The sequence below is a fragment of the Luteimonas sp. 100069 genome, assembly GCF_003813845.1.
GTDB classification, from domain to species: Bacteria; Pseudomonadota; Gammaproteobacteria; order Xanthomonadales; family Xanthomonadaceae; genus Luteimonas; species Luteimonas chenhongjianii.
Window position 1 is genome coordinate 325,930 of sequence record NZ_RPFN01000001.1, and the last position, 25,654, is coordinate 351,583.

At 68.7% G+C, this 25,654-nt stretch carries 23 protein-coding genes and 1 tRNA gene; 16 read left to right on the forward strand and 8 right to left on the reverse strand.

Annotated features, from left to right (window positions below):
* Positions 1–23 precede the first annotated feature (23 nt).
* The 14 genes from EGK76_RS01410 (at position 24) to EGK76_RS01475 (ending at position 13,597) form a co-directional block, all read left to right on the forward strand.
* Positions 24–1,940: a potassium transporter Kup gene (locus tag EGK76_RS01410; protein WP_096299787.1), complete on the forward strand. Its 1,917-nt coding sequence runs from the start codon at positions 24–26 to the stop codon at positions 1,938–1,940.
* A gap of 188 nt (positions 1,941–2,128) precedes the next feature.
* Positions 2,129–3,418 (forward strand): diguanylate cyclase, encoded by a 1,290-nt coding sequence (locus EGK76_RS01415; protein WP_123831343.1) that lies wholly within the window; start codon positions 2,129–2,131, stop codon positions 3,416–3,418.
* Between the two features lie 342 nt (positions 3,419–3,760).
* Complete coding sequence (locus tag EGK76_RS01420) at positions 3,761–4,762, forward strand: LLM class flavin-dependent oxidoreductase (RefSeq protein WP_123831345.1); 1,002 nt, start codon at positions 3,761–3,763, stop codon at positions 4,760–4,762.
* A gap of 320 nt (positions 4,763–5,082) precedes the next feature.
* Positions 5,083–6,114 carry a Holliday junction branch migration DNA helicase RuvB gene (ruvB, locus tag EGK76_RS01425; RefSeq protein WP_096299781.1) on the forward strand — a complete coding sequence of 344 codons (1,032 nt, stop codon included), beginning with the start codon at positions 5,083–5,085 and terminating at the stop codon, positions 6,112–6,114.
* Between the two features lie 19 nt (positions 6,115–6,133).
* Positions 6,134–6,580, forward strand: a complete 447-nt coding sequence (gene ybgC / locus EGK76_RS01430; RefSeq protein WP_233580124.1) for a tol-pal system-associated acyl-CoA thioesterase — start codon at positions 6,134–6,136, stop codon at positions 6,578–6,580.
* Between the two features lie 6 nt (positions 6,581–6,586).
* Positions 6,587–7,387 (forward strand): protein TolQ, encoded by an 801-nt coding sequence (gene tolQ, locus EGK76_RS01435; RefSeq protein ID WP_233580125.1) that lies wholly within the window; start codon positions 6,587–6,589, stop codon positions 7,385–7,387.
* Positions 7,388–7,441: 54 nt separating this feature from the next.
* Positions 7,442–7,879 (forward strand): biopolymer transporter ExbD, encoded by a 438-nt coding sequence (locus EGK76_RS01440; RefSeq protein ID WP_096299775.1) that lies wholly within the window; start codon positions 7,442–7,444, stop codon positions 7,877–7,879.
* Position 7,880: 1 nt separating this feature from the next.
* The gene (locus EGK76_RS01445; protein WP_123831349.1) at positions 7,881–8,864 is read left to right on the forward strand and encodes a cell envelope integrity protein TolA; all 984 of its coding nucleotides are present in this window, start codon (positions 7,881–7,883) and stop codon (positions 8,862–8,864) included.
* Between the two features lie 432 nt (positions 8,865–9,296).
* On the forward strand, positions 9,297–10,619 hold the full coding sequence (gene tolB, locus EGK76_RS01450; RefSeq protein ID WP_123831351.1) for a Tol-Pal system beta propeller repeat protein TolB: 1,323 nt from the start codon (positions 9,297–9,299) through the stop codon (positions 10,617–10,619).
* A gap of 69 nt (positions 10,620–10,688) precedes the next feature.
* Positions 10,689–11,201: a peptidoglycan-associated lipoprotein Pal gene (gene pal / locus EGK76_RS01455; protein WP_096299769.1), complete on the forward strand. Its 513-nt coding sequence runs from the start codon at positions 10,689–10,691 to the stop codon at positions 11,199–11,201.
* An 8-nt stretch (positions 11,202–11,209) separates the two neighbouring features.
* Positions 11,210–12,022, forward strand: a complete 813-nt coding sequence (gene ybgF, locus EGK76_RS01460) for a tol-pal system protein YbgF (protein ID WP_123832028.1) — start codon at positions 11,210–11,212, stop codon at positions 12,020–12,022.
* Between the two features lie 4 nt (positions 12,023–12,026).
* Positions 12,027–12,707, forward strand: a complete 681-nt coding sequence (queE, locus tag EGK76_RS01465) for a 7-carboxy-7-deazaguanine synthase QueE (RefSeq protein WP_233580126.1) — start codon at positions 12,027–12,029, stop codon at positions 12,705–12,707.
* Between the two features lie 71 nt (positions 12,708–12,778).
* On the forward strand, positions 12,779–13,453 hold the full coding sequence (queC, locus tag EGK76_RS01470) for a 7-cyano-7-deazaguanine synthase QueC (RefSeq protein WP_123831355.1): 675 nt from the start codon (positions 12,779–12,781) through the stop codon (positions 13,451–13,453).
* A gap of 68 nt (positions 13,454–13,521) precedes the next feature.
* Positions 13,522–13,597, forward strand: a tRNA-Lys gene (locus EGK76_RS01475).
* A gap of 482 nt (positions 13,598–14,079) precedes the next feature.
* Here EGK76_RS01475 and recQ read toward each other — a convergent pair.
* The gene (gene recQ, locus EGK76_RS01480) at positions 14,080–15,924 is read right to left on the reverse strand and encodes a DNA helicase RecQ (RefSeq protein ID WP_123831356.1); all 1,845 of its coding nucleotides are present in this window, start codon (positions 15,922–15,924) and stop codon (positions 14,080–14,082) included.
* Positions 15,925–16,027: 103 nt separating this feature from the next.
* Between recQ and EGK76_RS01485 the strand changes: the two genes are divergently transcribed.
* Both EGK76_RS01485 and tkt read left to right on the forward strand, forming a co-directional pair.
* On the forward strand, positions 16,028–17,359 hold the full coding sequence (locus tag EGK76_RS01485; protein WP_199730831.1) for a dicarboxylate/amino acid:cation symporter: 1,332 nt from the start codon (positions 16,028–16,030) through the stop codon (positions 17,357–17,359).
* Between the two features lie 85 nt (positions 17,360–17,444).
* Positions 17,445–19,433, forward strand: coding sequence for a transketolase (gene tkt / locus EGK76_RS01490; RefSeq protein ID WP_123831358.1), 1,989 nt, complete (start codon positions 17,445–17,447; stop codon positions 19,431–19,433).
* A 373-nt stretch (positions 19,434–19,806) separates the two neighbouring features.
* Here the strand turns inward: tkt and EGK76_RS01495 are convergent, their stop codons facing one another.
* The 7 genes from EGK76_RS01495 to modB form a co-directional block, all read right to left on the reverse strand.
* The gene (locus EGK76_RS01495; protein ID WP_123831360.1) at positions 19,807–20,124 is read right to left on the reverse strand and encodes a BolA family protein; all 318 of its coding nucleotides are present in this window, start codon (positions 20,122–20,124) and stop codon (positions 19,807–19,809) included.
* A 76-nt stretch (positions 20,125–20,200) separates the two neighbouring features.
* A complete protein-coding gene (locus tag EGK76_RS01500) occupies positions 20,201–22,189 on the reverse strand; it encodes an acetyl-CoA hydrolase/transferase C-terminal domain-containing protein (protein ID WP_123831362.1) in 1,989 nt (662 codons plus the stop codon).
* 9 nt (positions 22,190–22,198) lie between these two features.
* Positions 22,199–23,206 carry a cation transporter gene (locus EGK76_RS01505; RefSeq protein ID WP_123831363.1) on the reverse strand — a complete coding sequence of 336 codons (1,008 nt, stop codon included), beginning with the start codon at positions 23,204–23,206 and terminating at the stop codon, positions 22,199–22,201.
* Positions 23,203–23,655 (reverse strand): ABC transporter substrate-binding protein, encoded by a 453-nt coding sequence (locus EGK76_RS01510; protein ID WP_123831365.1) that lies wholly within the window; start codon positions 23,653–23,655, stop codon positions 23,203–23,205. Before EGK76_RS01510 ends, EGK76_RS01505 begins: the two co-directional genes overlap by 4 nt.
* 65 nt (positions 23,656–23,720) lie before the next feature.
* Positions 23,721–24,272, reverse strand: coding sequence for a flavin reductase family protein (locus tag EGK76_RS01515; RefSeq protein ID WP_123831367.1), 552 nt, complete (start codon positions 24,270–24,272; stop codon positions 23,721–23,723).
* Between the two features lie 60 nt (positions 24,273–24,332).
* Entirely contained in the window at positions 24,333–24,947 is a 615-nt protein-coding gene (locus tag EGK76_RS01520) for an ATP-binding cassette domain-containing protein (protein ID WP_123831369.1), read from the reverse strand.
* Positions 24,947–25,654 (reverse strand): molybdate ABC transporter permease subunit, encoded by a 708-nt coding sequence (gene modB / locus EGK76_RS01525; RefSeq protein ID WP_123831370.1) that lies wholly within the window; start codon positions 25,652–25,654, stop codon positions 24,947–24,949. Before modB ends, EGK76_RS01520 begins: the two co-directional genes overlap by 1 nt.

The following is a 25,654-nucleotide window of genomic DNA, read 5'->3' on the forward strand; positions in this document are numbered from 1 at the left end:
CCGTCGGCAGGGTTCCAAACGTCATGTCCCACACCAGTTCGCCGGCCAACGGCGCGCGTCCCGCTGCGTCCAGCCACGGTCACATCGGCCTCGCCGGCCTGATCGTCGGCGCGATCGGCGTCGTGTTCGGCGACATCGGGACCAGCCCGCTGTACACCCTGCGCGAAGCGTTCTCGGAACACTACGGTCTGATCGCCGACCACGACACCGTGCTGGGCGTGCTGTCGATGATCTTCTGGTCGTTGATGCTGGTGGTGACGGTCAAGTACGTGACCATCATCCTGCGCGCCGACAACGACGGCGAGGGCGGGATCATGGCGCTGATGGCGCTGGCCCAGCGCTGCCTGGCCAAGGGGGGGCGCAGCGGTTATCTGGTCGGCATCCTCGGCGTGTTCGGTGCCTCGCTGTTCTTCAGCGACGGCGTCATCACGCCGGCGATCTCGGTGCTGTCCGCGGTCGAGGGCCTGGAGGTCGTCGCACCCAGGCTGCATGCCTGGATCATTCCGATCACCGTGCTGGTGCTGGGCGCCCTGTTCGCGACCCAGCGCTTCGGCACGGCCAAGGTCGGGCGCATCTTCGGGCCCATCACGGTGCTGTGGTTCCTGGCGCTCGCGGCGCTGGGTGTCTTCAACATCATCCACGAGCCGGAAGTGCTCCACGCGATCAATCCGTGGTGGGCGGCCCGTTTCTTCATCGACCACAGCTGGGGCGGCGTCTTCATTCTCGGTGCGGTCGTGCTGGCGGTGACCGGCGGCGAGGCGATCTATACCGACATGGGCCATTTCGGCGCCCGGCCGATCCGCTACGCCTGGTATTTCTTCGTGCTGCCGTCGCTGATGCTCAACTACCTGGGGCAGGGCGCACTGATCCTGGAGGATCCTGCGGCGATCCAGAACCCGTTCTACATCGGCGTGCCCGAGTGGGCGCGCTGGCCGATGATCGTCCTGGCGACCGCAGCCACGGTGATCGCCTCGCAGGCGGTCATCACCGGTGGCTTCTCGGTGGCGCGCCAGGCGATGCAGCTCGGCTACATCCCGCGCATGCGGGTGCGCCACACCTCCAGCAGCACCATCGGCCAGATCTACATCCCGGCCATCAACTGGTCGATGGCGGTGGTGGTGATCGCGCTGGTGCTGACCTTCCGCACCTCTTCGGCGCTGGCCGCGGCCTACGGTATTTCCGTATCCCTGACCATGCTGATCGACACGCTGCTGCTGGCGGTCGTTGCGCGCACCCTGTGGCCGCGCTGGCGCAGCTGGGTGCTGCCGCTGTGCGGGGTGTTCTTCGTCGTCGACATCGCCTTCGTGATCGCCAACGGCGCCAAGGTGCTGCAGGGTGCCTGGTTCCCGCTGGTGCTGGGCATCACGCTGTTCACGCTGCTGCGCACCTGGCGGCGCGGACGGCAGCTGTTGCACGAGGAGGTGCAGCAGCACGGCATCCGCACAGACAGCTTCATCCCCGGACTGATGCTCGCACCACCGGTGCGGGTGCCGGGCACGGCGGTGTTCCTGACCAGCGACCGCGGGGTGGTGCCGCAGGCGCTGCTGCACAATCTCAAGCACAACAAGGTGCTGCATGAGCGCAACGTGTTCCTGACCGTGGAAACGCTGACCGTGCCGTATGCGCAGCGGCGGCTGAAGATCGAGCGGATCGGCGAAGGCTTCCACCGCATCGTGATCCGCTTCGGTTTCATGGAGACGCCGGACGTGCCGCTGGCGCTGATGCAAAGCGCCGACAGCGATGCAGGCGTGTGCATCGATCCGATGGACACGACCTACTTCACCAGTCGCGAGACCGTGGTCGCCTCCGCCCGCCCGGGCATGGCGCTGTGGCGCGAGCGGCTGTTCGCGCTGCTGCACCGCAATGCCGCGCCGGCCTCGGGGTTCTTCCGCATTCCCGGCAACCGGCTGGTCGAACTGGGCACGCACGTCGAGATCTGAGTCGCCGACGACCGCGGGTCGAGGGCGACGAGGGCGCCCGTAAGGCAACGGTGCCGGCGTTGGCGGAAGGCGCACAGGGATGAAGCCATCGGTGCAACGCTGCTGGTCCGCACGGCCGTTCCGGGCCTGCCGCTCAAGTTCGCCGCCGCGCTGCCGCTAACGTTTTCAATACCTCCGAAACCGCCCGGATGACCGCGCTGCTGCCGATCGACCCGAGTGCACCCCTGCCGCAGCGCGTGTTGCTGGTCGAGAACTCGCGCGCTTACGTGCAGGCGCTCGCGCAGGCGATCGAGCAGCAGCTGGAGCTGCCTGTCGAGGTCGCCTCGACCCTTGCCGAAGCGCGGGCGCTGCTCCAGCGCCACGACGACTGGTTTCTGGCGATCACCGGACTGGTGCTGGCCGACTGCGATCGCAACACGGTTGTCGACGCCTTCCTGGAGCGGGGCCTGGCGACCGTGGTGGTGACGGGCGTCTACGACGAGGACCTGCGCGCGCGGCTGATGCGCCGACGGGTCATCGATTTCGTGCTCAAGAGCACCCCCGGCAGCCTCGACTACATCGTCTGGCTGGTGAAGCGGCTGGAACGCAACCGGCGTATTTCCGCGCTGGTCGTCGACGATTCGCCTTCGGCCCGGCTGCACGCGGCGGGCCTGCTCGAAACCTTCGGCTATCGCGTCCTGCAGGCCGCCGGCGGCGAGGCCGCGCTGCACGCGCTCGAACGCGACCCGACGATCCGCCTGGCCCTGGTGGACCAGGAGATGCCGGGCATGCAGGGGGTGGAACTCACCCGTCGCCTGCGCGCGCTCCGGGCGCGAGACCGCGTCGCGGTGATCGGCGTGTCCGGACGCGACGATCCCGACCTCGTGGCGCGCTTCCTCAAGAGCGGTGCCAACGATTTCCTGCGCAAACCCTATTCGCGCGAGGAGTTCTTCTGCCGCGTGTCGCAGAACGTCGACCAGCTGGAACTGATCGGCAGCCTGCAGGATCTCGCCACCCGGGATTTCCTCACCGGTCTGCCCAACCGGCGGCATTTCCTCGAGCAGGCCGAACGGCTGGTCCCGCAGATGCGGGCTGCCCGGCGCCCGCTGGCGATGGCCATCCTCGACATCGACCACTTCAAGCGCATCAACGACGGCTGCGGCCACGAGGCCGGCGACCATGCGCTGCGCGCGGCGGCCGGTGCGCTGTCGGGGCATGTGCGCTCCGACGACCTGGTGGCCCGGTTCGGGGGCGAGGAGTTCTGTCTGCTCGTGCCCGACCTCGACGAAGACGCGATGCAGGCGTATTTCGAAACCCTGCGCGCCCGGATCGAAGCGATGTGCGTGCAGACGCCCGGGGGCGAAGTGCGCATGACGGTGAGCATCGGTGTCCGCATGGCGGCAGCCGATGACAGTCTGCACTGCCTGCTCGCCGACGCCGACAGGCGGCTGTATCTGGCCAAGGCCGGCGGACGCAACCAGGTGGTGGCCGCAGGCTGAGTGGCCCGCCGGGGCCGGTACGCGGCGCTGGCCGCGTTGCGGCGGCGCGCGATGGACCGACCGCGTGCGTCCCGGTCGAGCGGGGCGCATGCCCGCGCCTGCCGGCGCTGGCGTTCCCGGCCGCCGGTGGGCCCCGGATCGTGGCTTGGCAGCATTGGCGGTCCCGAGTGGTCGAGGCCCGGACGCGTCCCGGCGCCGGGCATCGGAGCCGGGTGGAAGGATCCCGCAGCTCGCACATACACCCGTGGGCTGCAGAGCCGGCGCCGCGGCCGGGCCTGTACAGGCGGATGCAGCGTTGGGCGCAAGTGTGGGTTTTGCCGCCAGCGACCCCATCTACCCGCCATGGCCAACTCCCCTGTGCAGATTCCCCTCTCCGTCCTCGACCTCGCCCCCGTGACCGAGGGCAGTACGCCGGCCGAGTCCTTTGCCCGTTCGCTGGATCTCGCCCGCCATGCCGAAGCCCTCGGCTACGCGCGCTACTGGCTGGCCGAACACCACAACATGCCCGGCATCGCCAGCGCGGCGACGGCGGTGCTGATCGGCCATATCGCCGGCGGCACCTCGACGATCCGGGTCGGGTCGGGCGGGGTGATGTTGCCCAACCACGCGCCCCTGCAGGTGGCCGAACAGTTCGGCACGCTGGCCGCGCTGTATCCGGGGCGGATCGACCTCGGAGTGGGGCGGGCGCCGGGCACCGACCAGGCGACCACCAAGGCGCTGCGTCGCTATTACGCCGGCGCCGATGCGTTCCCCTCGGACGTGATGGAGCTGCTGCGCTATTTCGAGCCTGCGCAGCCCGGACAACCGGTGCAGGCCGTTCCCGGCGCCGGACTGGACGTGCCGGTGTGGATTCTCGGCTCGAGCCTGTTCGGGGCCGGACTCGCCGCGACGCTCGGTCTGCCGTATGCGTTCGCCTCGCACTTCGCGCCTGCCGCGATGTCCGAAGCGCTGGCCCTGTACCACCGCGACTTCCGCCCCTCCAAGCATCTGCGCCAGCCGCACGCGATGCTGGCGATCAACGTCGTCGCCGCCGACAGCCGCGCCGAGGCGCAGCGGCTGTTCACCACCCAGCAGCAGAGCTTCGTGCGTCTGCGTCGCGGTGCGCCAGGGCTGATCCCGCCACCGATCGACGACATCGAAGCATTCTGGACGCCTGCCGAAAAGGCGATGGTCGCCCAGTCGCTGGCGTGCTCGGTGGTGGGCGATGCAAGCGATGTGCGCGAGGGCATCGCCGACTTCGCCGCGCGGCATCGCCCGGACGAGTTGATCCTGACGGCCAACATCTTCGACCACGGCGCGCGGCGGCACAGCTTCGCGCTGGCGGCCGAGGCAATGCGCGGCTGATCTGCGAGCGCGCGTCGGTGCGCGCGAGCGCCCCTAGCGCAACCTGGCGCTGTTGCTCGAGCGTCTCGACCGGCGAGTCGCCATGCGCGAGCTGTGCGGGCAGTTCGCCCAGGCGGCTGTCGATCTGACCGCGCTGCCCACCCATGCGCGCCAGCGCCTGGGTCAGCGGGGTGAGCGCATGACCGGATGCGTTCGCATGGCGCGCCCCCGGAGGGCGGCGGTTTGCGTGGGCCGCTGCCCGCCCGATCGATGCGCCGGCGCCGTGTGCTGTTTGGCGGGATCACTGCGGCGTCGCTGCCATGGCATGCGATCATGCGCGGATGACCGCAGACCGCATCATCGCCGCCGACGCCACCCGCGAGGACGACGCCATCGAGGCGAGCATCCGGCCGCAGCGGCTGGACGACTATCTCGGCCAGCAGCCGGTTCGCGAGCAGATGGCGATCTTCATCGAGGCCGCCAAGCAGCGCCGCGAGGCGCTCGATCACGTGCTGATCTTCGGCCCCCCCGGCCTCGGCAAGACCACGCTGAGCCACGTCATCGCCAACGAGCTCGGGGTCGCGCTGCGCGTGACCTCGGGTCCCGTCATCGAGAAGGCCGGCGATCTCGCCGCGCTGCTGACGAACCTGCAGCCGCACGATGTGCTCTTCATCGATGAGATCCACCGGCTTTCGCCGGTGGTCGAGGAGGTGCTGTATCCGGCGATGGAGGATTTCCAGCTCGACATCATGATCGGCGAGGGGCCTGCCGCCCGTTCGATCAAGATCGACCTGCCGCCCTTCACCCTGATCGGCGCGACCACGCGCGCGGGCCTGTTGACCGCCCCGCTGCGCGACCGCTTCGGCATCGTCCAGCGGCTGGAGTTCTACAGCGCCGAGGAGCTCACGCGCATCGTGCGCCGGTCGGCGCAGATTCTCGGGCTGTCCTGCGAGGGCGACGGCGCGTCCGAGATCGCCCGGCGCTCGCGTGGTACGCCGCGCATTGCCAACCGCCTGCTGCGCCGGGTGCGCGACTACGCCCAGGTGCGCGCGAACGGACGCATCGACCGCGAGGTCGCGAACGCGGCCATGCAGATGCTCAAGGTGGACCCGGAAGGCTTCGACGACCTCGACCGGCGCCTGTTGCACCTGATCATCGAGAATTTCGACGGCGGTCCGGTCGGCGTCGAGTCCATGGCCGCGGCGCTGAGCGAGGAGCGCGGCACGCTCGAGGACGTCATCGAGCCGTACCTGATCCAGCAGGGCTATCTGGTGCGCACGGCGCGTGGCCGCATGGCCACCACCAAGGCCTGGCGCCATCTGGGCCTGGAGCCGCGCCGCGATGCGGCCGCCGTACCGGGCAACCTGTTTTGAATCCCTTGCGGAGCGCGCCGTGACGCAGACCCTGGATACCGCGCCGGCTGTGGATCTATTCAGTTGGCCGACACGCGTCTATTGGGAAGATACCGACGCGGGTGGCGTCGTCTATCACGCGCAGTACGTCGCTTTCATGGAGCGCGCACGCAGCGAGTGGTTACGTGCGCACGGCCATGGGCAGGCGTCGCTGCGCGACAGTCACGGCACGGTGTTCGCGGTGCGCGCGATGCGGATCGATTTCCGCCTGCCTGCGCGCCTCGACGACGTGCTGAGCGTCAGCGTGGCCCTGCGCCACTGTCGACGCGCCAGCGCGGTGTTCGTGCAGGAGGTGCGCCGCGATGGCGTGCTGCTGCTGGATGCGGAAGTCCGCGTAGCGGCATTGTCGGCAGCCGATTTCCGGCCGCAGGCGATTCCCGATGCGCTCTACACACAACTCAAGTCACTCGAAACGTCAGCGGAGTAATCCTGGATGAGCCCAATGCCCGTGTTGTTGCAGTCCGCCGCCGCCCAGGTGCAGGCGTTGCCAGAAGAGGCCGCTGCCAGCGCCACCGAGCTGTCGGCCACTGGCGCCGCCGCTGCGGCGACGGCGCCGCTGCCCAACGACCTGAGCATCCTCGAACTGATCCTGCACGCCTCCATCCCGGTGCAGCTGGTGATGCTGCTGCTGCTGTTCGCGTCGATCTCGTCGTGGGTCATCATCTTCCGCAAGAAGCGCATGCTCGACCGCGCCGAGAAGGAAGCGGACCGCTTCGAGGAGCGGTTCTGGTCCGGCGCCGAGATCAGCAAGCTGTATGCCTCGGCCACCGAGCGTAACCGCGAGATCGAAGGTCTCGAGGCGATCTTCGAAGCCGGCTACCGCGAGTACTCTCGCCAGCGGCAGCGGCGCGGGGTGGATGCACGCACGCATCTGGAAGGTGCGCAGCGCGGCATGCGGGTGGCCGGCGCGCGTGAGCTCGACGGGCTCGAAGCCAACCTCGAATACCTTGCCAACGTCGGCTCGATCGCCCCGTACGTGGGCCTGCTGGGCACCGTGTGGGGCATCATGATCTCCTTCCACGGTCTGGCCAGCGTCAAGGAGGCGACCATCGCCACCGTCGCGCCGGGCATTTCCGAGGCGCTGATCGCGACCGCGATGGGCCTGTTCGCAGCGATTCCCGCCGTCTGGGCCTACAACCGCTTCGCGACCAAGGTCGAGCGCGTCGCTACGCGCTACGAGGCCTTCTCCGACGAGTTCTCCTCGATCCTCGAACGCCAGAGCGGCACCGACTGAACCCCTTCGGCCGCCCCCGCGGCCGCTGGATCGTCCTCGTACCCGGAAACCGCCATGTCGTCGATCTCCCTTCGCCGTTCCAAGCGGCGCAAGCTCAAGAACGAAATCAACGTCGTGCCCTACATCGACGTGATGCTGGTGCTGCTGATCATCTTCATGGTCACGACGCCGCTGATGAACCTGGGCACCGACATCAATCTCCCCGATTCGCGCGCGATGTCGCTGGGCTCGCCGCAGGATCCGGTCGTGGTCAGCGTCTACCCGGACGGTCAGCTCGCGCTGATGGTCGAGCAGCAGAACACCGCGGTCACCCGCGAGGATCTGGTCGCGCGGCTGCGCGGCATCCATACCCAGAACCCCGACGCGACCATTCTGGTCAGCGGCGATGGCGCGGCCAGCTACCAGCGGATCATGAATGCCATCGACCTCATCAACGAGGCCGGCATCAGCAAGGTCAGCCTGATCAGCCGGCCGGCGGACAGCGCGAACTGAGATGCGCGAGTCGCGTTCCGACAACGTGGTCTCGATCGGGCTGGCGCTGCTGGTCCACATCCTGCTGTTCGGGCTGATTTTCCTGGGCGCGCTGTGGAGCGCATCCTCCCGTCCGGAATCCGCGATGGGCTCGCCGGTCTCGGCCGACATCATCGATCCCAACGCGCTGAGCGCGGCGGACCGGCGCGCGCTGGCCAGCCGTCCGGATCCCGTGCCCGATCCCGTGCCCGAGCCTACCCCCGAGCCGGTGCCTGATCCCGTGCCCGAGCCTTTGCCCGAACCGGTCGAAGAACCCGCCGCTGCGACGCCGCAGCCCCTGCCCGAACCGCGGCCGGAAGACGCCGTGGCGCCGCGCCAGCCGCAGCTCCAGGAGGTGGTGCCGCAGCCCGACACCGTCTCCCAGGCTGCGGTGCGCCGCGATGCGCTCGCCGCCGAGCAGCGCGAGAAGGAACAGGAAGAGAAGCGCCGCCAGGCGCAGATCGAGCTCGCCGAGCAGCAGAAGCAGCAGGAGGCCGAGGAGAAGCGCCGCCTCGCGCGCCAGGAACTCGAGAAGCTGCGCGCGGAACGCGAGAAGGCCCAGCGCGACGCCCAGCAGGCCGAACAGCGCCTCAAGCAGATCGCCGAACGCAACGCCCAGCAGGCATCCGAGCAGCGCGCCGCCGCGTCCGCCGCCAGCCCGCCGCCGGGCCGTCCGGACGGCGACAGTGGGTTGGCGGCGAAGTACGCGGCGGCGATCCAGGAGGCGGTGCGGCGCAACTGGCGCAGGCCCGACAACATTCCGCTCGGGCAGGTCTGCCGGATGTACATCACGCAGCTGCCCGGCGGCGAAGTGATGAGCGTCGAGTTCGATGCCTCCTGCCCCTACGACGCGCAGGGTCGGCGCTCGGTGGAAGCGGCGGTGCGCGCGGCCGAGCCGTTGCCCTATGCCGGCTTCGAATCGGTGTTCAATCGCCGCCTGAATTTCAACTTCCGCGCGCAGGATTGATGCCGCGGGTGCCGGCCGTGTGCCCGTCGCCGTAGCGCCGGCGCATTTCCTTTCCGATCCGATTACCGGCCGCTGGCGCAGCGACCGGGTTTACCGGCGCGTGGGCGAGCTCGCAAGTCGATGCTCGCAGGGCGTCGAATCGCGGCGCATCGGGGTGCGCCCATGGTTTGCCGGGGTGCGTCCATGGTTTGCGAGGTCCCGAATTACTGACGTGACCCGACCGCGCCGGCAGCGCGACCCAGAGTTCCGCACGCGCGCCGCCAGCCGTCGAATCCGGGCTGCGTGGTGCCGTAAGGGCGTATGCACCGCTGGCGTGTGCAGCGTCTTCATCACGTTCACCCGCCAGGGGCCATGATTGCGCTGCTATTCATCCTGCCACCCGCGCAAGCGGCCAAGCTGCGCGGGCTCACTTTCTCCACGACCGGTAAACCGATGAAACCCATCCTGATCCGATGCCTGTTGGCCCTGTTCGTCCTCGGCCTGCCCATGCTCGCCAGCGCCCAGCAGCAGGGTCTCGAAATCGACATCACCGGCGGCAGCGCCCAGGCGATGCCGATCGCGGTCATCCCGATGCCCTATCAGGGCAGCGGTACCCCCCCCGATACCGACGTCGCCGCCGTAGTGCGCGCCGACCTCGACCGCTCCGGCCAGTTCCGTACGCTGCCCGAGCGCGACATCGTCGAGCGGCCGACCCGCGGCAGCGAGGTCCAGTACCCCACCTGGCGTGCGCTGCGGCAGGACTTCCTGGTCGTCGGCCGGGTCGTCGATGCAGGCGGTGGCAGCTACCGCGTCGAATACGAACTGTTCGACGTCGCCAAGCAGGAGCGCGTGCTCGGCCTGGCGATGACCGCGCGTCCGAACGCCATGCGCGATGTCGCCCACCAGATGGCCGATGCGATCTACGAGAAGATCACCGGCGTGCGTGGCGCGTTCTGGACCCGCATCGCCTATATCACCCAGACCGGCGTGGGTCAGAACGCGCGCTATGCGCTGATCGTGGCCGATTCCGATGGCCACAACCCGCAGACGGTGGTGCGCTCGAACGAGCCGCTGATGTCGCCGGCCTGGAGTCCCGACGGGCGCCGCGTCGCCTACGTCAGCTTCGAAAGCGGCAATTCGGCGATCTACATCCAGGACATCACCAGTGGTGGTCGCGAGCTGGTCTCGAGCTTCCGCGGCATCAACGGCGCTCCGGCGTTCTCGCCCGATGGCCGCCGCCTGGCGCTGTCGCTCTCGCGCAGCGGCAATCCCGAGATCTATGTGATGGATCTCGGCAGCAAGGCGCTGACCCAGGTGACCAACCACTTCGCGATCGACACCTCGCCCTCGTGGGCCCCCGACGGCAGCAGCATCTACTTCATCTCCGACCGCGGCGGCAGGCCGCAGGTCTACCAGGCGCCGGCCTCCGGCGGCAACGCCACGCGCGTGACCTTCGAAGGAAGCTACAACGCCGATCCCTCGGTTGCGTTCGATGGCAAGAAAATCGCCGTGGCGCAAGGTTCAGGCAACGTGTACCGTATTGCACTGCTGGATCGCAGCCTGGGGTCGCCCCGCTGGTCCACGCTGTCGCCAGGGTCGCTCGACGAATCGCCGAGCTTCGCCCCGAACGCCGGCATGGTCCTGTACGCGGCGCGCGAGGGGCGCAGGGGTGTGCTGTACGCGGTGTCTTCGGATGGCCGGGTGCGTCAGCGCCTGGTCCTCGCCGATGGTGATGTGCGCGAGCCGGCATGGGGTCCGTTCCGGGAACAGCGCTGACGCTACCTGCACGTCCTGTTAATTAACAATTGCCCTGTTGTTCATAGAAATAAACCAAGGACTGACGAGATGAAGACGACCACCCGTGTGTTGCTGGCCGCGATGCTTTGCACCGCTGCCGTTGCGTGTTCCAAGAAGGTGAAGGAAGAGGCGCCGGTCGACACCGGTCCGTCGACCGGTACCGTGGCGACTTCGCCGTCGACCGCGGGTGCCTACACCCCGGCTGACCTCGACAGCGACGCTTGCCTGCGTCAGCGCGTCGTCTACTTCGATCTCGACCAGGACACCCTGCGTCCGGAGTTCCAGGCCGTGATGGCTTGCCACGCCAAGTACCTGCGTGACCGCAACGCAGCACGCGTTTCGCTGGAAGGCCACGCCGACGAGCGCGGCAGCCGCGAATACAACCAGGGCCTGGGCGAGCGCCGCGGCAATGGCGTGTCCTCGGCTCTCCAGGCCAACGGTGGCTCGGCTGCGCAGATCGCAGTGGTCAGCTACGGCGAAGAGCGTCCGGTCTGCAATGACTCGAACGAAGATTGCTGGGCCCGCAATCGTCGCGTCGAGATCATCTACACGGCGCGCTGATGCGTTCGATGCGTCATTGGCTGGTGCTCCCAGTCGCGTTCGCGGCGACCCTCGTGGTCGCCGCGCCCGCATGGGCGCAACGCGTGAGCCTCGCCGACCGCGTGGCCGCACTCGAAGCGCGGGCGGGCGACACCAGCGCGAACGTCGACATGCTCAACCAGGTCAACCAGCTGCGTCAGGAGATCCTGGCGCTGCGGTCCCAGGTCGAGGAGCTCCAGCAGCAGAACGAGCAGCTCAAGTCCAGCAACCGCAGCCAGTACCTCGATATCGACGGCCGGCTCAACCGGCTCGAGAGCGGGCAGGGCGGCGGTGGCGGACTGGAACTCCCCGATCTCAGCAGTGCCCCGGCACCCGCGGCAGGCGCGAATGCGCAGGCCGCGCGTGGCGGTCGTGATGCACCGGCGGCCGCAGCGCCGGTGGCAGCGGCACCGGCCGACGAGCGCGCCGCCTACGAACAGGCGTTCAATGCGCTGAAGAACGGCCAGTACACCGATTCGGCCAGGCTTTTCCAGGCCTTCCTGCAGACGTATCCGCAGGGGAGCTACGCGCCCAATGCCCTTTACTGGCTTGGCGAGAGCTACTACGTCACCCAGAATTACGCGCGTTCGCAGGAGCAGTTTCTCTCGCTGCTGCAGCGCTATCCGCAGAGCGACAAGGCGCCGGGCGCGATGCTCAAGGTCGGCCTGTCCCAGTACGGACTGAAAGACCTCGATGGCGCCGAAGCGACGCTGGCCGATGTCGGCAAGCAGTATCCCGGCACCGATGCGGCGCGCACCGCTGCCGACAGGCTCCGCGCGATCCAGCTCTCGCGCCTGCGCTGATTCCATGACCGCCATCGCCTCCGATGCGGTCGCCGCATCCGCGGCCGACCGGCTCAAGCTCACCGAAATCTTCCTGTCCCTGCAGGGAGAGGCCCGCGATGCGGGCTGGCCAACGGTTTTCGTTCGCCTGACCGGCTGCCCGCTGCGCTGCAGCTATTGCGACACCGCCTACGCCTTCCATGGCGGCGACTGGTGGACGGTCGATGCGATCCTCGCCGAGGTCGCCTCGCACCGCGTCCGCCATGTATGCGTGACCGGCGGTGAACCGCTGGCGCAGAAACGTTGCATCGGCCTGCTGCGGAGGCTGTGCGACGCGGGCTACCAGGTCTCGCTGGAGACCTCAGGCGCACTCGACATCGGCGCAGTCGATCCGCGCGTGAGCCGCGTGCTCGACATCAAGACGCCGGCATCGGGTGAAGCGCATCGCAATCGCTGGGAAAACCTGGCATTGCTGACCGCGCACGACCAGATCAAGTTCGTGGTGTGTTCGCGCGCCGATTACGAATGGTCGCGCGACATCGTGTTGACCAAGGGTCTCCAGCACCGCTGCGACGTGTTGTTCTCGCCCAGCAAGGGCGAGATCACCGGCCGCGAACTGGCCGACTGGATCGTCGCTGATCGGCTGCCGGTGAAGTTCCAGATGCAGTTGCACAAGCTGCTGTGGGACGACGAACCGGGCCGCTGAGCCTGCATCCGCTGCCCGGCTGCGCTAGCCTGTCACGCGCCCACCGAATTTTCGTTCCGCATCAGATCCCAATGAAGAAAGCTGTCGTCCTGTTGTCCGGAGGCATGGACTCCGCCGCGGTTATCGCCATCGCCCGGGAACAGGGCTTCGATGTGCATGCGCTCAGCGTGCGCTACGGCCAGCGCCACACGTCCGAGCTCGAGGCTGCCGCGCGCGTCGCCGCGGCGATGGGTGTGCGCGTGCACAAGACGGTCGACGTCGACCTGCGCAGCATCGGCGGCTCCGCGCTCACCGATGACATCGACGTGCCGGAAGCGGGCGGGGCGGGCATCCCGGTCACCTACGTGCCGGCGCGCAACACCATCATGCTGTCGCTGGCGCTCGGTTGGGCAGAAGTGCTGGGCGCAGCCGACATCTTCTGCGGCGTCAACGCCGTCGACTATTCCGGCTATCCCGATTGCCGTCCCGAGTTCGTCGAGGCGTTCGAACGCCTGGCCAACCTCGCGACGAAGGCGGGCGTCGAAGGCGCGGGCATCCGCGTGCACGCGCCTTTGCAGCACATGGGCAAGGACGCGATCGTCCGCGAAGGCGTGCGGCTCGGCGTGGACTTCGGGTTGACCGTCTCGTGCTATCGCGCCGATGCCGACGGTCGCGCCTGCGGGCACTGCGATGCCTGCCGCCTGCGCGCGGACGGATTCGCCGCCGCCGGCGTGCCCGATCCCACCCGCTACATCGCCCAGGCCTGAGGGCCGACGCGCGGCTCACATTGCGCTAGAATGCGCCCCCTGCGCCGCGCTGCGGCGACAGTCTCGATGGGTCGTTAGCTCAGTCGGTAGAGCATCGGACTTTTAATCCGCTGGTCGATGGTTCGAATCCATCACGACCCACCATTCGAATCAGTCAGTAGCGGCGCCGGACTTGGCCGCTCCTGAAAATTCTCCGGAAGATCCCGCGGCGCGCACTGGTTCCACGGGTGGCAAGGCGGTCATGCGGCTGACGCTTTACCTCCCCGCTGTGCCCGCTCGATGTCTGGCGCTGTCCGCGATACCCCGATGCTTGAGCCCGTGCAGGGCGAATCACACGTCTTTGCGCTCGTGCCCGTGGGACTGCCGACTTCGTCAGTCCGCTGCCAAGCGCTGTCCATCCCGGACTTGGCCAGCGCCGGCGGCTCAACACGACCAGCCGGCGATCCTCGGGCCCCAGGAGACCGCCGCTTGTTCCGCGACCAGCTGCAGGGCCGATAGCCGCGAGCATCTGTCAGGCGCCGATACCCGTGCCAAGCTCTTTCGCGCGCGATCAACGATTGAGGGCCCGCGTCCGGTCGGGGCGCATGCGGCCATGACTCTACGAAGTTGCGCTGTGCTTTGTCCGCTCAGTCCGCGTCCAGCACCGTCTCCAGCACCGCGTCGCCATAGCGTTCCAGCTTGCCGGCGCCGACGCCGCCGATGCCACCGAGTTGTCCGTGGCTGATCGGGCGGAGCCGAGCGATCTCGCGCAGGGTGGCGTCGTGGAAGATCACGTAGGCGGGCACGTTCTGTTCGCGCGCGAGGCGTCCGCGCAGGGCGCGCAGCGCTTCGAACAGGGGACGGTCGGCTGGTGCCAGGTCGATGTCGGCGCCGGTGGCGGCGCGTGAGGTGCGTGCGCGTTCGCGGGCGTCGGTGGGCTTGCGCAACATCACCTGGGCTTCGCCCTTGAGCACGGCGCGGCTGGCTTCGGTCAGGCGCAGTCCGCCGTAGCCTTCGGCGTCGACATCGAGCAGGCCGTGGGCGACGAGCTGGCGCAGCACGCTCTTCCAGACGCGCGCGTCGACATCGGTGCCGACGCCATAGGTGCTCAGCTGGTTGTGGCCGAACTGGCGGATGCGTTCGCTGTCGCTGCCGCGCAGGATGTCGATGATGTGCGCGGCGCCGAAGCGCTGGCCGCTGCGGTAGACGCAGCTCAGCGCCTTCTGCGCTGGCACGGTCGCATCCCAGGCGTCGGGGGGGTCGAGGCAGTTGTCGCAGTTGCCGCAGGGTTCGCCCGGGCCCCTGGCGGCATAGTCTTCGCCGAAGTTCGCCAGCAGCACTTGGCGGCGGCAGCGCATCGTCTCGCAATAGCCGACCAGCGCGTCGAGCTTGCGGTGCTCGAGGCGCTTGCGCTCGTCGCCCGATTCGGACTGCTCGATCATCTGCCGCAGCAGCACCAGATCCCCCAGGCCGAAGCACATCCAGGCGTCGGCCGGCTCGCCATCGCGTCCGGCGCGACCGGTTTCCTGGTAATAGCCCTCGATCGATTTGGGCAGGTCCACGTGCGCGACGAAACGCACGTCCGGCTTGTCGATGCCCATGCCGAAGGCGATCGTCGCCACCACCACCACGCCATCGCTGCGCAGGAAGCGGCGCTGGTTGGCCGCGCGCAGGTTGGCATCCATGCCCGCGTGATAGGGGATCGCGTCGATGCCCTGGCCGGCGAGGTATTCGGCGGTTTCCTCCACCGTGCGCCGCGACAGGCAATAGACGATGCCCGCCGAACCGCGATGGCCCTGCACGAAATCGAGCAGCTGGCGCTTCGCGTTGTCCTTCTGGACAACGGTGTAGCGGATGTTGGGCCGGTCGAACGAACTGACGAAGCGGCGCGCGTCTTCCAGCTGCAGGCGCTCGGCGATCTCGCGCTGGGTCGGCGGATCGGCGGTCGCGGTCAGCGCGATGCGCGGCACGGCCGGCCAGCGCTCGTGCAGGATCGTCAGCTCGCGGTATTCCCGGCGGAAGTCATGGCCCCACTGCGACACGCAGTGCGCCTCGTCGATGGCGAACAGGGCGAGCGGCGCGCGGTCGAGCAGCGACAGGAAGCGCGGGGTGAGCAGCCGCTCGGGCGCCACGTAGAGCAGATCGAGTTCGCCGGCCAGCAGGTCGCGCTCCACCCGCTGCGCGGCCTCGCCGTCGAGCGTGGAATTGAGGTAGGCCGCGCGCACGCCCGACTGCAGCAGGGCGTCCACCTGGTCCTGCATCAGTGCAATCAGTGGCGAGATGACGATCGCCACGCCATCGCGCAGCAGCGCCGGCACCTGGAAGCACATCGACTTGCCGCCGCCGGTGGGCATCAGCACGAGGGCATCGTGGCCCGCGGCCACGTGTTCGACGATGGCGGCCTGTTCGCCGCGGAAGGCGGCATGGCCGAACACGCGCTGCAGGGTGGCGAGCGCGTCGCCGGCGATGCCGGCAGGGGGAAGCGAAGACATGGGACAAGGATACCGGCTGGTGGATCGGTCCGGCGCCTCGCCGACCTGTCGGGAGAGCCCCGATGCTTTGCTAAGCTTCCCGCCTTCTCGACAGGACCCACCGATGAACTCGACCACCGGCTCCGGCGGCATGCCGATGCACACCAAGATGCTGATCGGCTTTCTCATCGGTACCCTGGCCGGACTCGCCGCGAACTTCTTCGTCGCCGATGCCGGCTGGCTCAATGGCCTGATCACCTATGTCACCGACCCCATCGGCCAGCTGTTCCTGCGCCTGCTGTTCATGCTGGTCATTCCGCTGGTGTTCTCGGCGCTGGTGCTGGGCGTGGTCGAGATCGGAGATCCCGCCTCGCTCGGGCGCATCGGACTCAAGACCCTGGTGTGGATCCTGGCGGTGACTGCGGTCGCGGTGCTGATCGGACTGGTGGCAGTGAATGTGTTCCAGCCGGGCCGCGGCATCGATCCGGTGGTCGCGCAATCGCTGTTGGCGGCCAGTTCCGATCGGGCAACCGAGATCGCCAATGCGCGCGAAGGCGTGTCCGGTATCCAGATCCTGCTCGACATCGTGCCGCGCAATCCGGTGGATGCCGCCGCCCGCGGTGACCTGATCGCGATCATGTTCTTCGCGCTGATGTTCGGCATTGCCGCCACTGCGTTGCGTACGCCGGGCACGCGCAGCTTCGTCGCCGCGGTGCAGGGCGTGTACGACATCTGCCTGAAGCTGATCGGCTGGGTGATCGCGCTGGCGCCGTATGCCGTGGCCGCGCTGCTGTTCTCGATCACCGCGCGCCTGGGCGTGGACGTACTCGTGCAACTGGCGCGGTTCGTGGGCACCGTCATCGCGGCGCTGGGCGTCCACTTCTTCATCGTCATCCCGATCCTGCTGTGGATCTTCGGCCGCATGACGCCGCTGGCGTTCTTCCGTGGTGCGCAGCCGGCGTTGCTGACGGCGTTTTCCACGTCATCCTCGAGCGCCACGCTGCCGACCACACTCAAGGTCACCGTGGAGAACCTCGGCGTGCAGCCGCGGGTGGCACGCTTCGTCTGCACCCTCGGCGCCACCGCCAACATGAACGGAACGGCGCTGTTCGAGGGCATCACGGTGCTGTTCCTGGCGCAGTTCTTCGGGATCGAGCTGGGCATGGGCCAGCAGGGCCTGGTGCTGGTGCTGTGCATTCTTGGTGGTATCGGCGCCGCGGGCGTGCCGGGCGGCTCGTTGCCGGTGATCGCGATGATCCTGGTGATGTTCGGGATTCCGCCCGAGGGCATCGGCCTGATTCTCGGCGTGGACCGCCTGCTCGACATGTGCCGCACGGTGGTCAACATCGGCGGCGACATGGCGGGTTCGGTGGTGATCGGGCGTTCCGAGCCGGCCGAGGCACCGGACCCGGCGCTCGACGCCGCGCTGGCGGAGACGCACACCGACCCGGTCTGAGCCCGGATCGGGCGTAGACCCGGCAGCCGAGGGACAGGCATGGGACAATCAGCGGATCCCGTCCGCTGCCGCCTGCCCTTCGCCCATGACCACGCCGACCCGTCGCGAACTCGCCAACGCCATCCGTTTCCTCGCCATCGATGCCGTCGATGCCGCCAAGTCCGGTCATCCCGGCATGCCGATGGGCATGGCCGACATCGCCGAAGTGCTGTGGAACGACCACCTCAGCCACAACCCGGCGAATCCGCAGTGGCTCAACCGCGATCGCTTCGTGCTGTCGAACGGCCATGGCTCGATGCTGCACTACGCGCTGCTGCATCTGTCGGGCTACGACCTGCCGCTGGACGAGCTGAAGCACTTCCGCCAGCTGCACAGCAAGACGGCCGGCCATCCGGAGCGTCACGAAACGCCCGGCGTGGAGACCACAACCGGCCCGCTCGGCCAGGGCTTCGCCAATGCGGTCGGTTTCGCGCTGGCCGAGCGCCTGCTCGCGCAGCGCTACAACCGCCCGGAGTTCGCGGTCGTCGACCACCGCACCTGGGTGTTCATGGGCGACGGCTGCCTGATGGAGGGCATTTCGCACGAGGCCGCATCGCTGGCGGGCACGCTCGGCCTGGGCAAGCTGGTGGCGTTCTGGGACAACAATCACATCTCGATCGACGGCAATACCGACGGCTGGTTCACCGACGACACCCCGGCGCGCTTCGAAGCCTATGGTTGGCACGTGATCCGTGATGTCGACGGCCATGACGCCGACGCGATCTCGCGCGCGATCCAGGCCGCCATCGCCCAGGACGACAAGCCGGTGCTGGTGTGCTGTCGCACGACGATCGGCTTCGGTTCGCCCAACCGCGCCGGCAAGGAGTCCTCGCACGGCGCCCCGCTGGGCAAGGAAGAGTCCGACGCGACCCGCGCCGCGCTCGGCTGGACCTATGGCCCGTTCGAGGTGCCACAGGCGATCCGCGACGGCTGGAATGCCGTCGAAGCGGGCAAGGCGCGCGAGGCTGCGTGGACCCAGATGTTCGAGGCCTACCAGGCCCGCTATCCCGACCTGGCCGCCGAATTCCTGCGCCGCTCGCACGGCACGCTGCCCGAGGGCTTCGAGGCGCAGGCCGATGCCTTCATCGAAAAGCTGCAGGCCGAAGGCCCGACGATCGCGTCGCGCAAGGCCTCGCAGATGTCGATCGAAGCCTTCGCGCCGCTGTTGCCGGAGCTGATCGGCGGCTCGGCCGACCTCGCGCATTCCAACCTCACCCTGTGGAAGGGCAGCAAGTCGGCAGCCAGCACCGACGCGGATGCGAACTACATCTATTACGGCGTGCGCGAGTTCGGCATGTCCGCCATCGCCAACGGCCTGGCGCTGCATGGCGGCTTCATTCCGTTCGACGCCACGTTCCTGGTCTTCAGCGACTACGCGCGCAACGCGGTGCGGATGAGTGCGCTGATCCCGGCGCATGCGATCCACGTGTACACGCATGATTCGATCGGCCTCGGCGAAGACGGCCCGACCCACCAGCCGGTCGAGCACCTCGCGTCGCTGCGCTACATCCCGAACAACGATGTGTGGCGGCCTTGCGACGCGGTGGAATCGGCGGTGGCGTGGAAGGCGGCGATCCTCCGCCAGGACGGCCCGAGCTGCCTGGTGTTCTCGCGCCAGAACCTGACCCACCAGCCGCGCGCCGCGGCCCAGGTGGCGGCCATCGCGCGCGGTGGCTACGTGCTCAAGGACTCGGTTGGCACGCCGGAGATCATCCTCATCGCGACCGGTTCGGAAGTCGGCCTGGCCACGGAGGCCGCCGAGCAGCTCGGCGACGGGGTGCGCGTGGTGTCGATGCCCTCGACCGACGTGTTCGACCGGCAGGACGCGGCCTACCGCGAATCCGTACTCCCCACCGCAGTGCGCAAGCGCGTCGCGATCGAAGCGGGCGTCACCCCGTTCTGGCGCGCCTACGTCGGTCTCGACGGCGCGGTGATCGGCATCGACAGCTTCGGCGCCTCGGCGCCGGCCGACAAGCTCTACGCCTATTTCGGCATCACGGTCGAGAAGATCGTCGAGGCGGCGCGGGCGCTCTGACCGGCCCGCAGACGAGGATCGACGTAGATTGGAGAAGCCCGCGAAAGCGGGCTTTTTCCTGCCGGGGTACGGCCGGCCCGCTCCTGTGCGGATGCCCGAGGTCGGCAGCGTCCCGCTCGTCGATATGGCGCGCGCGCGTTCCGTTATCTTTCGGCCCCTCTCCCCCCGGGAGAGGGGTTGGGGTGAGGGCGGCCTGTCGCGAATCCGCCCGAAGGAGAAGCGGCGTCATCTCGGCGACCGATCAGACTCACGCCCCGATCCCATGGCCGCTGCGTCGGTCCCCTCTCCGGCGGAGATGGAGCAAGGGCTAACGCCTGCCAGATCCCGCCACGGCGAATCCGCACGCCCGCAACGGGTTGACCTGCCCCGCGAGCTACCCCGCGGGCTTGTCGTGTCTGCTGCCGCTGCGGCAGTGCGGGGAATCGGGTACCTGCACTTCTGCGGCCCACTCCTGGGGCGTGAAGGTGTGCAGTGCCAGCGCATGGATCTGCTGCATCTGCGGACCGAGCGCGCGATACACCATCTGGTGACGCTGCAACGCCCGCTTGCCCTCGAACGCAGCGCTGACCACCACCGCCTTGTAATGCGTTTCCAGCCCCCGGCTGTGCATATGGCTCTCGTCCTCGACATCGAGGTACGTGGGTTGCAGCGCGGTGAGCGCATCGCGGAGCTGGTCGGCTCGGGTGGTCATGGTCGGATCCTGCACGGCGGTCGTCGAACGAGATGGAGGCGCACTGCGCGATCGCAAGCGGCCACGCCTGCGCGTCTTATGCGCCGGCCGTCGGTGCGGCCGGTTCCTCGCGCGCACCGGCGCGCGCGGTGCGGCGCAATCCCAGCGACACCAGTCGCGCCATCAGGTGTTCGTTCAAGCTGCCGGGCCGATCAAGCCGCATGCGCGCCAGGGCTTCGGCGTCCGTTCCCACCCCGTCCCGCAGCGCGGCAAGCAGTGTCGCGAACTTGTCGCGTCGGCTTGCGGTACGTGCGCGAAGCCAGCCAAGCGCCCGCACCAGCCGCTGCTCGACGATGTCGAAATCGCTGCCCAGCGGATAGTCCGGCAGGCTGCCGTCCTCGCGCAGCGGCGCCAGTGCGGCCTGCAGGGCGGCCGGTGTGTTGCGCCGCCACGACGGCGGCACCGTGAAGCGCGCATCGAGCTTGCCGACCGCCTGCGCGCGCGCAATGAGGACGTCCTGGCACGGCGCCTCGGCGATCCGCGCCATCGCACGTACGCAGTCCTCGTCGGTCGCGCCACGCAGGTCGGCAATTCCGTACTCGGTGATGTAGATGTCGCGCAGGTGCCGTGGAATCGTCGTATGCCCGTAGTTCCAGCGGATGTTGCTCACGCGTCCGCCGTCGGCGTCACGGGCGGCGCGCAGCAACAGCACCGAGCGTGCGTCGGGCAGGGCGTGGCCCATCGCCACGAAGTTGTACTGTCCACCGACGCCCGACACCACGCGCCCGTCGTCCAGGGCATCGGAGACCGCCGCGCCCAGCGCGGTGGCCATCATGCAGCTGTTGAAGAAGCGCGCGTCGCGGCGCTGCAGGCGCTCCAGGCCTTCATCGAGGCCGTAGAGCTCGTTGACCTCGCCGACCCGCTTCATGCCGATGCCGCGTCGCGTCTCCTCGTCGAGGCCGCGCAGCCAGGCGTAGAAGTCCGGCGAACCCAGGTAGAAGGCGCCATGCAGGAACTCGCCGTTGCGCTCGATGAGTTCGTCGTCCAGCGCGCTGGTGGTGCCGGCGTTCGCACGTCGCATCAGCGCGGCCTTGTCGACCACGCGGCGCTTGATGACGCCGGCCTCGACCAGGCGTTTGAACCCTTCGTTGATCATCTCGCTGCAGCCGTAGAGGCCGGTGGCGAAAGGCTCGAGTCCACCATGCGCAAGCACCGCAGGATGCGTGGCGAGATCCGGGTCGAGCGCATGAAGTACGCGCCTGTAGGCGGCGTTGTCGGTGTGGCGCAGTGCCAGCGCGTGGCACAGTGCATCGGCCAGCGCGCCGATACCGATCTGCAGCGTGCCGCCATCGCGCACCAGCGCACTGGCGTAGAAGCCGATCGCATAGTCGGCATCGGACACCGCCTCGCGCGGCAGGCCGAACAGCCGCGGCGACGGCGGCGGCGGGGCGACGACGACATCGAAGAATGCGGCGTCCACGGAAGCGGCGCCACCAAGCCACGGCAGCGCGGGATCGATCTCTCCGACGACGAGCGGCCTGGCCTGGCCTGCCGCCTGCAAGGCATCGAGCACGTCGAAGGTCAGATCGGTGTTCGAGGACAGCGAGAAACGCGAGCCGTCGTCGTTGGCGGCGACCTTCTGCACCACGACGTTGACACCGCGCCCAACGAGGGTGCGGGCGACATGCGTGTAGTTGAGGCTGGCGTATCGGCGCTGGGCCTGCACCGAGCCCAGCATCGCGCCGGACTGCATGTAGAACTCCTCGATCTCCATGTGCGGCGGCAGCGCATTGCGGCGCAGCGCATCGACATACTTCAGGCGGACGAAGTCCTCGCCGAAATGCCGCTTGGCGAACGGGCCGATGAAGCGGCCTTGCAGGTCGTCTCCGCCGCGTGGCGGGTCCAGCGACAGGGCGGTATAGAGCGAGAACGGGCGCGCGGGGTCGGTGAGCGCGGCGTCGTAGAGCGCATTGAGCAGGCGGTGCGGCTTGCCGATGCCGAGAGGCGCGCAGACACGCAGTGCGCCGCTGACGTGCTCGCGCACATGCGCCGCCGCCGCATCGAGATTGTCGAGATACAGAGTCATCCCGACAGCCTAACCGCGCTGCGCAGGCGTGTCCCCGCCGGTGACGCGCTGCGCGCCGGGCGCCGCGTCGACCATCACCAGGACTTCGTCGATGCGCCAGTGCACGGCCCGCGCAGCGTCGCGGATCGCATCCGTCATCGCACTGTCGAGCATGCCATCGCGGGTGGTAACGAAAACCACGCCCGACAGGCGCATGCCTTCTTCATGGAAGCGCACCCGGCATGCGATGACATCCGGGTGCGCGGCCACCGCGGCCGCCACCGCATCGGGCAACGGGTCGTGATCACTGCGGTCGACACGCTGGGGGCGTGCATCGTGCATGTCGCGCACCGCATTGCGCAGGTTGCGCACGCCATCGTGAAGCACCGCGCCCGCGATGACGACGGCCGAGGCGGCGTCCGCCCACCACAGGCCGTAGCCGATCCCGGCGATGCCGACGATGCCGGCGACCGCGGTCATCCAGTCGGCCTTGTTCATGTCGGCGTCGGCATGCAGCGGCTTGGAATCGAGCGCGCGCGCCAGTTTGAGTTTCAGTCGGCCGAGGATCACCGGCGGCACGCACGATACCGCCAGCGCCGCGATCATCACCCAGCCCTGCCAGATCACCCTGTCGCCAATGACCACCGACCCCACGACCGGATGTGTGCGCGTGACCAGCACGTGCAGGCCATCGAACACCAGCAGCGCGCCGACCGCCGTCAGCGCGACCGCCGAAGCGAGGAAGGTGATGTCGAATGCACGCTCGCGTCCGTCGATGTAGGTGGCGTCCACGCCGCGGGCGCGGAACCGCAGCGCGATCAGGAACGCGATCGGCGGCAGCAGGCTCAGCACGTCCTCGACCAGCGCGGTCAGCATGGCCTGCGAGCCGCCCATCGAGGCATACATCAACACCGTGACCGCGCCGAGCAGGCCGATCGACCACCAGCACAGGCGAGCGGCGCGCTGCAGGTCGCGCTGCTGCGCCGGGCCGATCGGCCGCGGCACGCGGCGCCTCTGCAGATCGACGGGCGGCGTCATTGCGGCGCAGTCCGTTCGTGCAGGAAGCGGTCGACGCTGAGCTGCCAGGCGTTCTCGCCCGGCGGCAGGGCGAGGCGCCGGTTCGCGGGCCGGCCACGCGCATCGGGCAGCCGATAGGTGCGCGACCAGCTGACATCGCGCCATGGCGACGCGTCCGTGTGACCGCCCGCGACCAGGTGCAGGCGATGGTCGAGCAGGGCCTGCATCAGGGCGTCGTGGTTGCCCACGACCCATTCCACGCGCAGCTCCCGATCGGCGGCCAGCGCTTCGATCAGTTCGACCTCGTTGCCGCGCGGGCGCGCGTCCGAGGCGATGACATGCGGCGGGTCGTGGCTCAGCCCGACCCGGAACGCCTCGCGCGCGCGCTCGCTGCTGTCGTGCGCATCCCGCGGATACGGGGCACATGCGGCCAGGCAGAGATACAGCAGCAGGAGGGGAAGGCGCGACATCAGGGCCTTGTCGGGGATCCGCAATGAAGACCGCGCGTACGGTGGGCGAGGCAATGCACGGCGATTCACGACTCGAGCATGTCCGGGCGGAACAGGCGCCGGCGCGATACGGTCCGGCCCGCCACCATGAACGCCCCGCCGCCGCGGTAGTGCACGGTCACCGGCCAGCGCGGGCGCTTGGCGGCATGCGCCGCAACCACGCGCCAGACGAACAGCGGATAGTCCGCGGTCAATCTGGTCTCGTGCAGGCGGCATTCGAAACGGGCATGGCATTCGCCGATGCCGGGGGCATCGACCTCGCTGCCGTCGACGGCGGTCAGGCCGAAACGCTCGAACTTGTCTCCATCCGCGCTGCTGCAGTTGCCGATGCGCGCCACGGTGTCGAGCATGTCGGCGGCGGGCAGATTGATCACGCATTGGCGGCTGCCCAGCGCCAGTGCGTGGCTGCGATTGGCCGACCAGATGTAGGTGCCGACCAGGTCGTAGCCGAGCATCATGTGCCAGCCCAGGGTCATGATGCCGCGCTCGCCCTTGTGCGCGCTCGACAGCAGCACGACCGGGCCTGGCTCCAGGTAGCGGCGGGTGTCTTCGACGGAAACCGGATGTGTGCGAGGCATGGCGCGGTCCCAGCGGGGGTGCGTGCATTGCGTCATTGCCGGCGTGAACGCTACGTTCGCTCAGTCCAGGGTGTGCACCGCGTCGGCCAGGCGGCGCACGTCGTCGCTGGTGTGGCTGACGTAGAGCATCGGCAGGCGCACCTCGTCGCGGACCCGCTGCAGCCACGGGATCAGTTCCTCGCGGCGCGCCTCGTCCAGTGCCGAAAGAGGCTCGTCGAACAGCAGCACCGCCGGCTGCGAAAGCAACGCGCGCCCGATCGCCACGCGCTGCGCCTCGCCGCCGGAGAGATTCGCCGGCCGTCGCTGCAGCAGCGGCGCGATGCCCAGCAGCTCGACCACATGGTCCAGCGCGAAGGTCCGGGCGCCATTGTGGTGACCGCCGTAGACGAGGTTGCGTGCGACATCGAGGTGCGGAAACAGCCGCGCGTCCTGGAATACATAGCCCACGCGGCGCCGGTGCGCCGGCACGTCGATGCGCACCGCGCTGTCGAACAGCACGCGGCCGTCGATCTCGATGCGTCCGGCGCGCGGACGCACGAGGCCGGCGATGGCATTGAGCACGCTGGTCTTGCCGGCGCCGGACGGACCGGTCAACGCGACGACGCGCTGCGTGGCGTCGATGCGCACATGGCGGGCAAAACTGCCGCGGCGCAGATCGATGTCGAGATGCAGCATCAGTCGTGCGCCTCGCCGCGCTGGCGGCGCACCAGCCACTCCGATGCGAGCAACGCGGCCAGCGAGATCGCCACCGACACCGCCGCCAGGCGCCAGATGCCGGCCTCGCCGCCGGGCACCTGCATCAGGCTGTAGATCGCCGAGGAGATGGTCTGGGTTTCGCCGGGAATATTGGACACGAAGGTGATCGTCGCGCCGAACTCGCCCAGTGCCTTGGCGAAGGCCAGCACCGCCCCTGCAACCACGCCCGGCCAGGCCAGCGGCAGGGTGATGGTGCGGAACACCCGCCACGGGCTCGCACCCAGCGTGGCCGCGGCCTGCTCCAGGCGACGGTCGACGTTCTCGATCGAGAGGCGGATCGCACGCACCATCAGCGGGAACCCCATGATCGCGCTGGCCAGCGCGGCGCCGGTCCAGCGGAACGCGACACTGATGCCCAGGGTGTCCTCCAGCCAACGGCCGATGACCCCGTTTCCGCCAAGCATCACCAGCAGCGCATACCCCACGACCACCGGGGGCAGGACCAGCGGCAGATGCACCAGTGCATCGAGCAGCGAACTGCCGAAGAAGCGGCGACGCGCGAGCAGCCATGCCGTGGCGATGCCGAAGGGCAGGCTGCACAGCGCGGCGGCCGTGGCCACCTTGAGGCTCAGGCGGATCGCTTCCAGTTCCTCGGGCGCGAAGTGGAGCGCCGCCGGCAGGTCCAT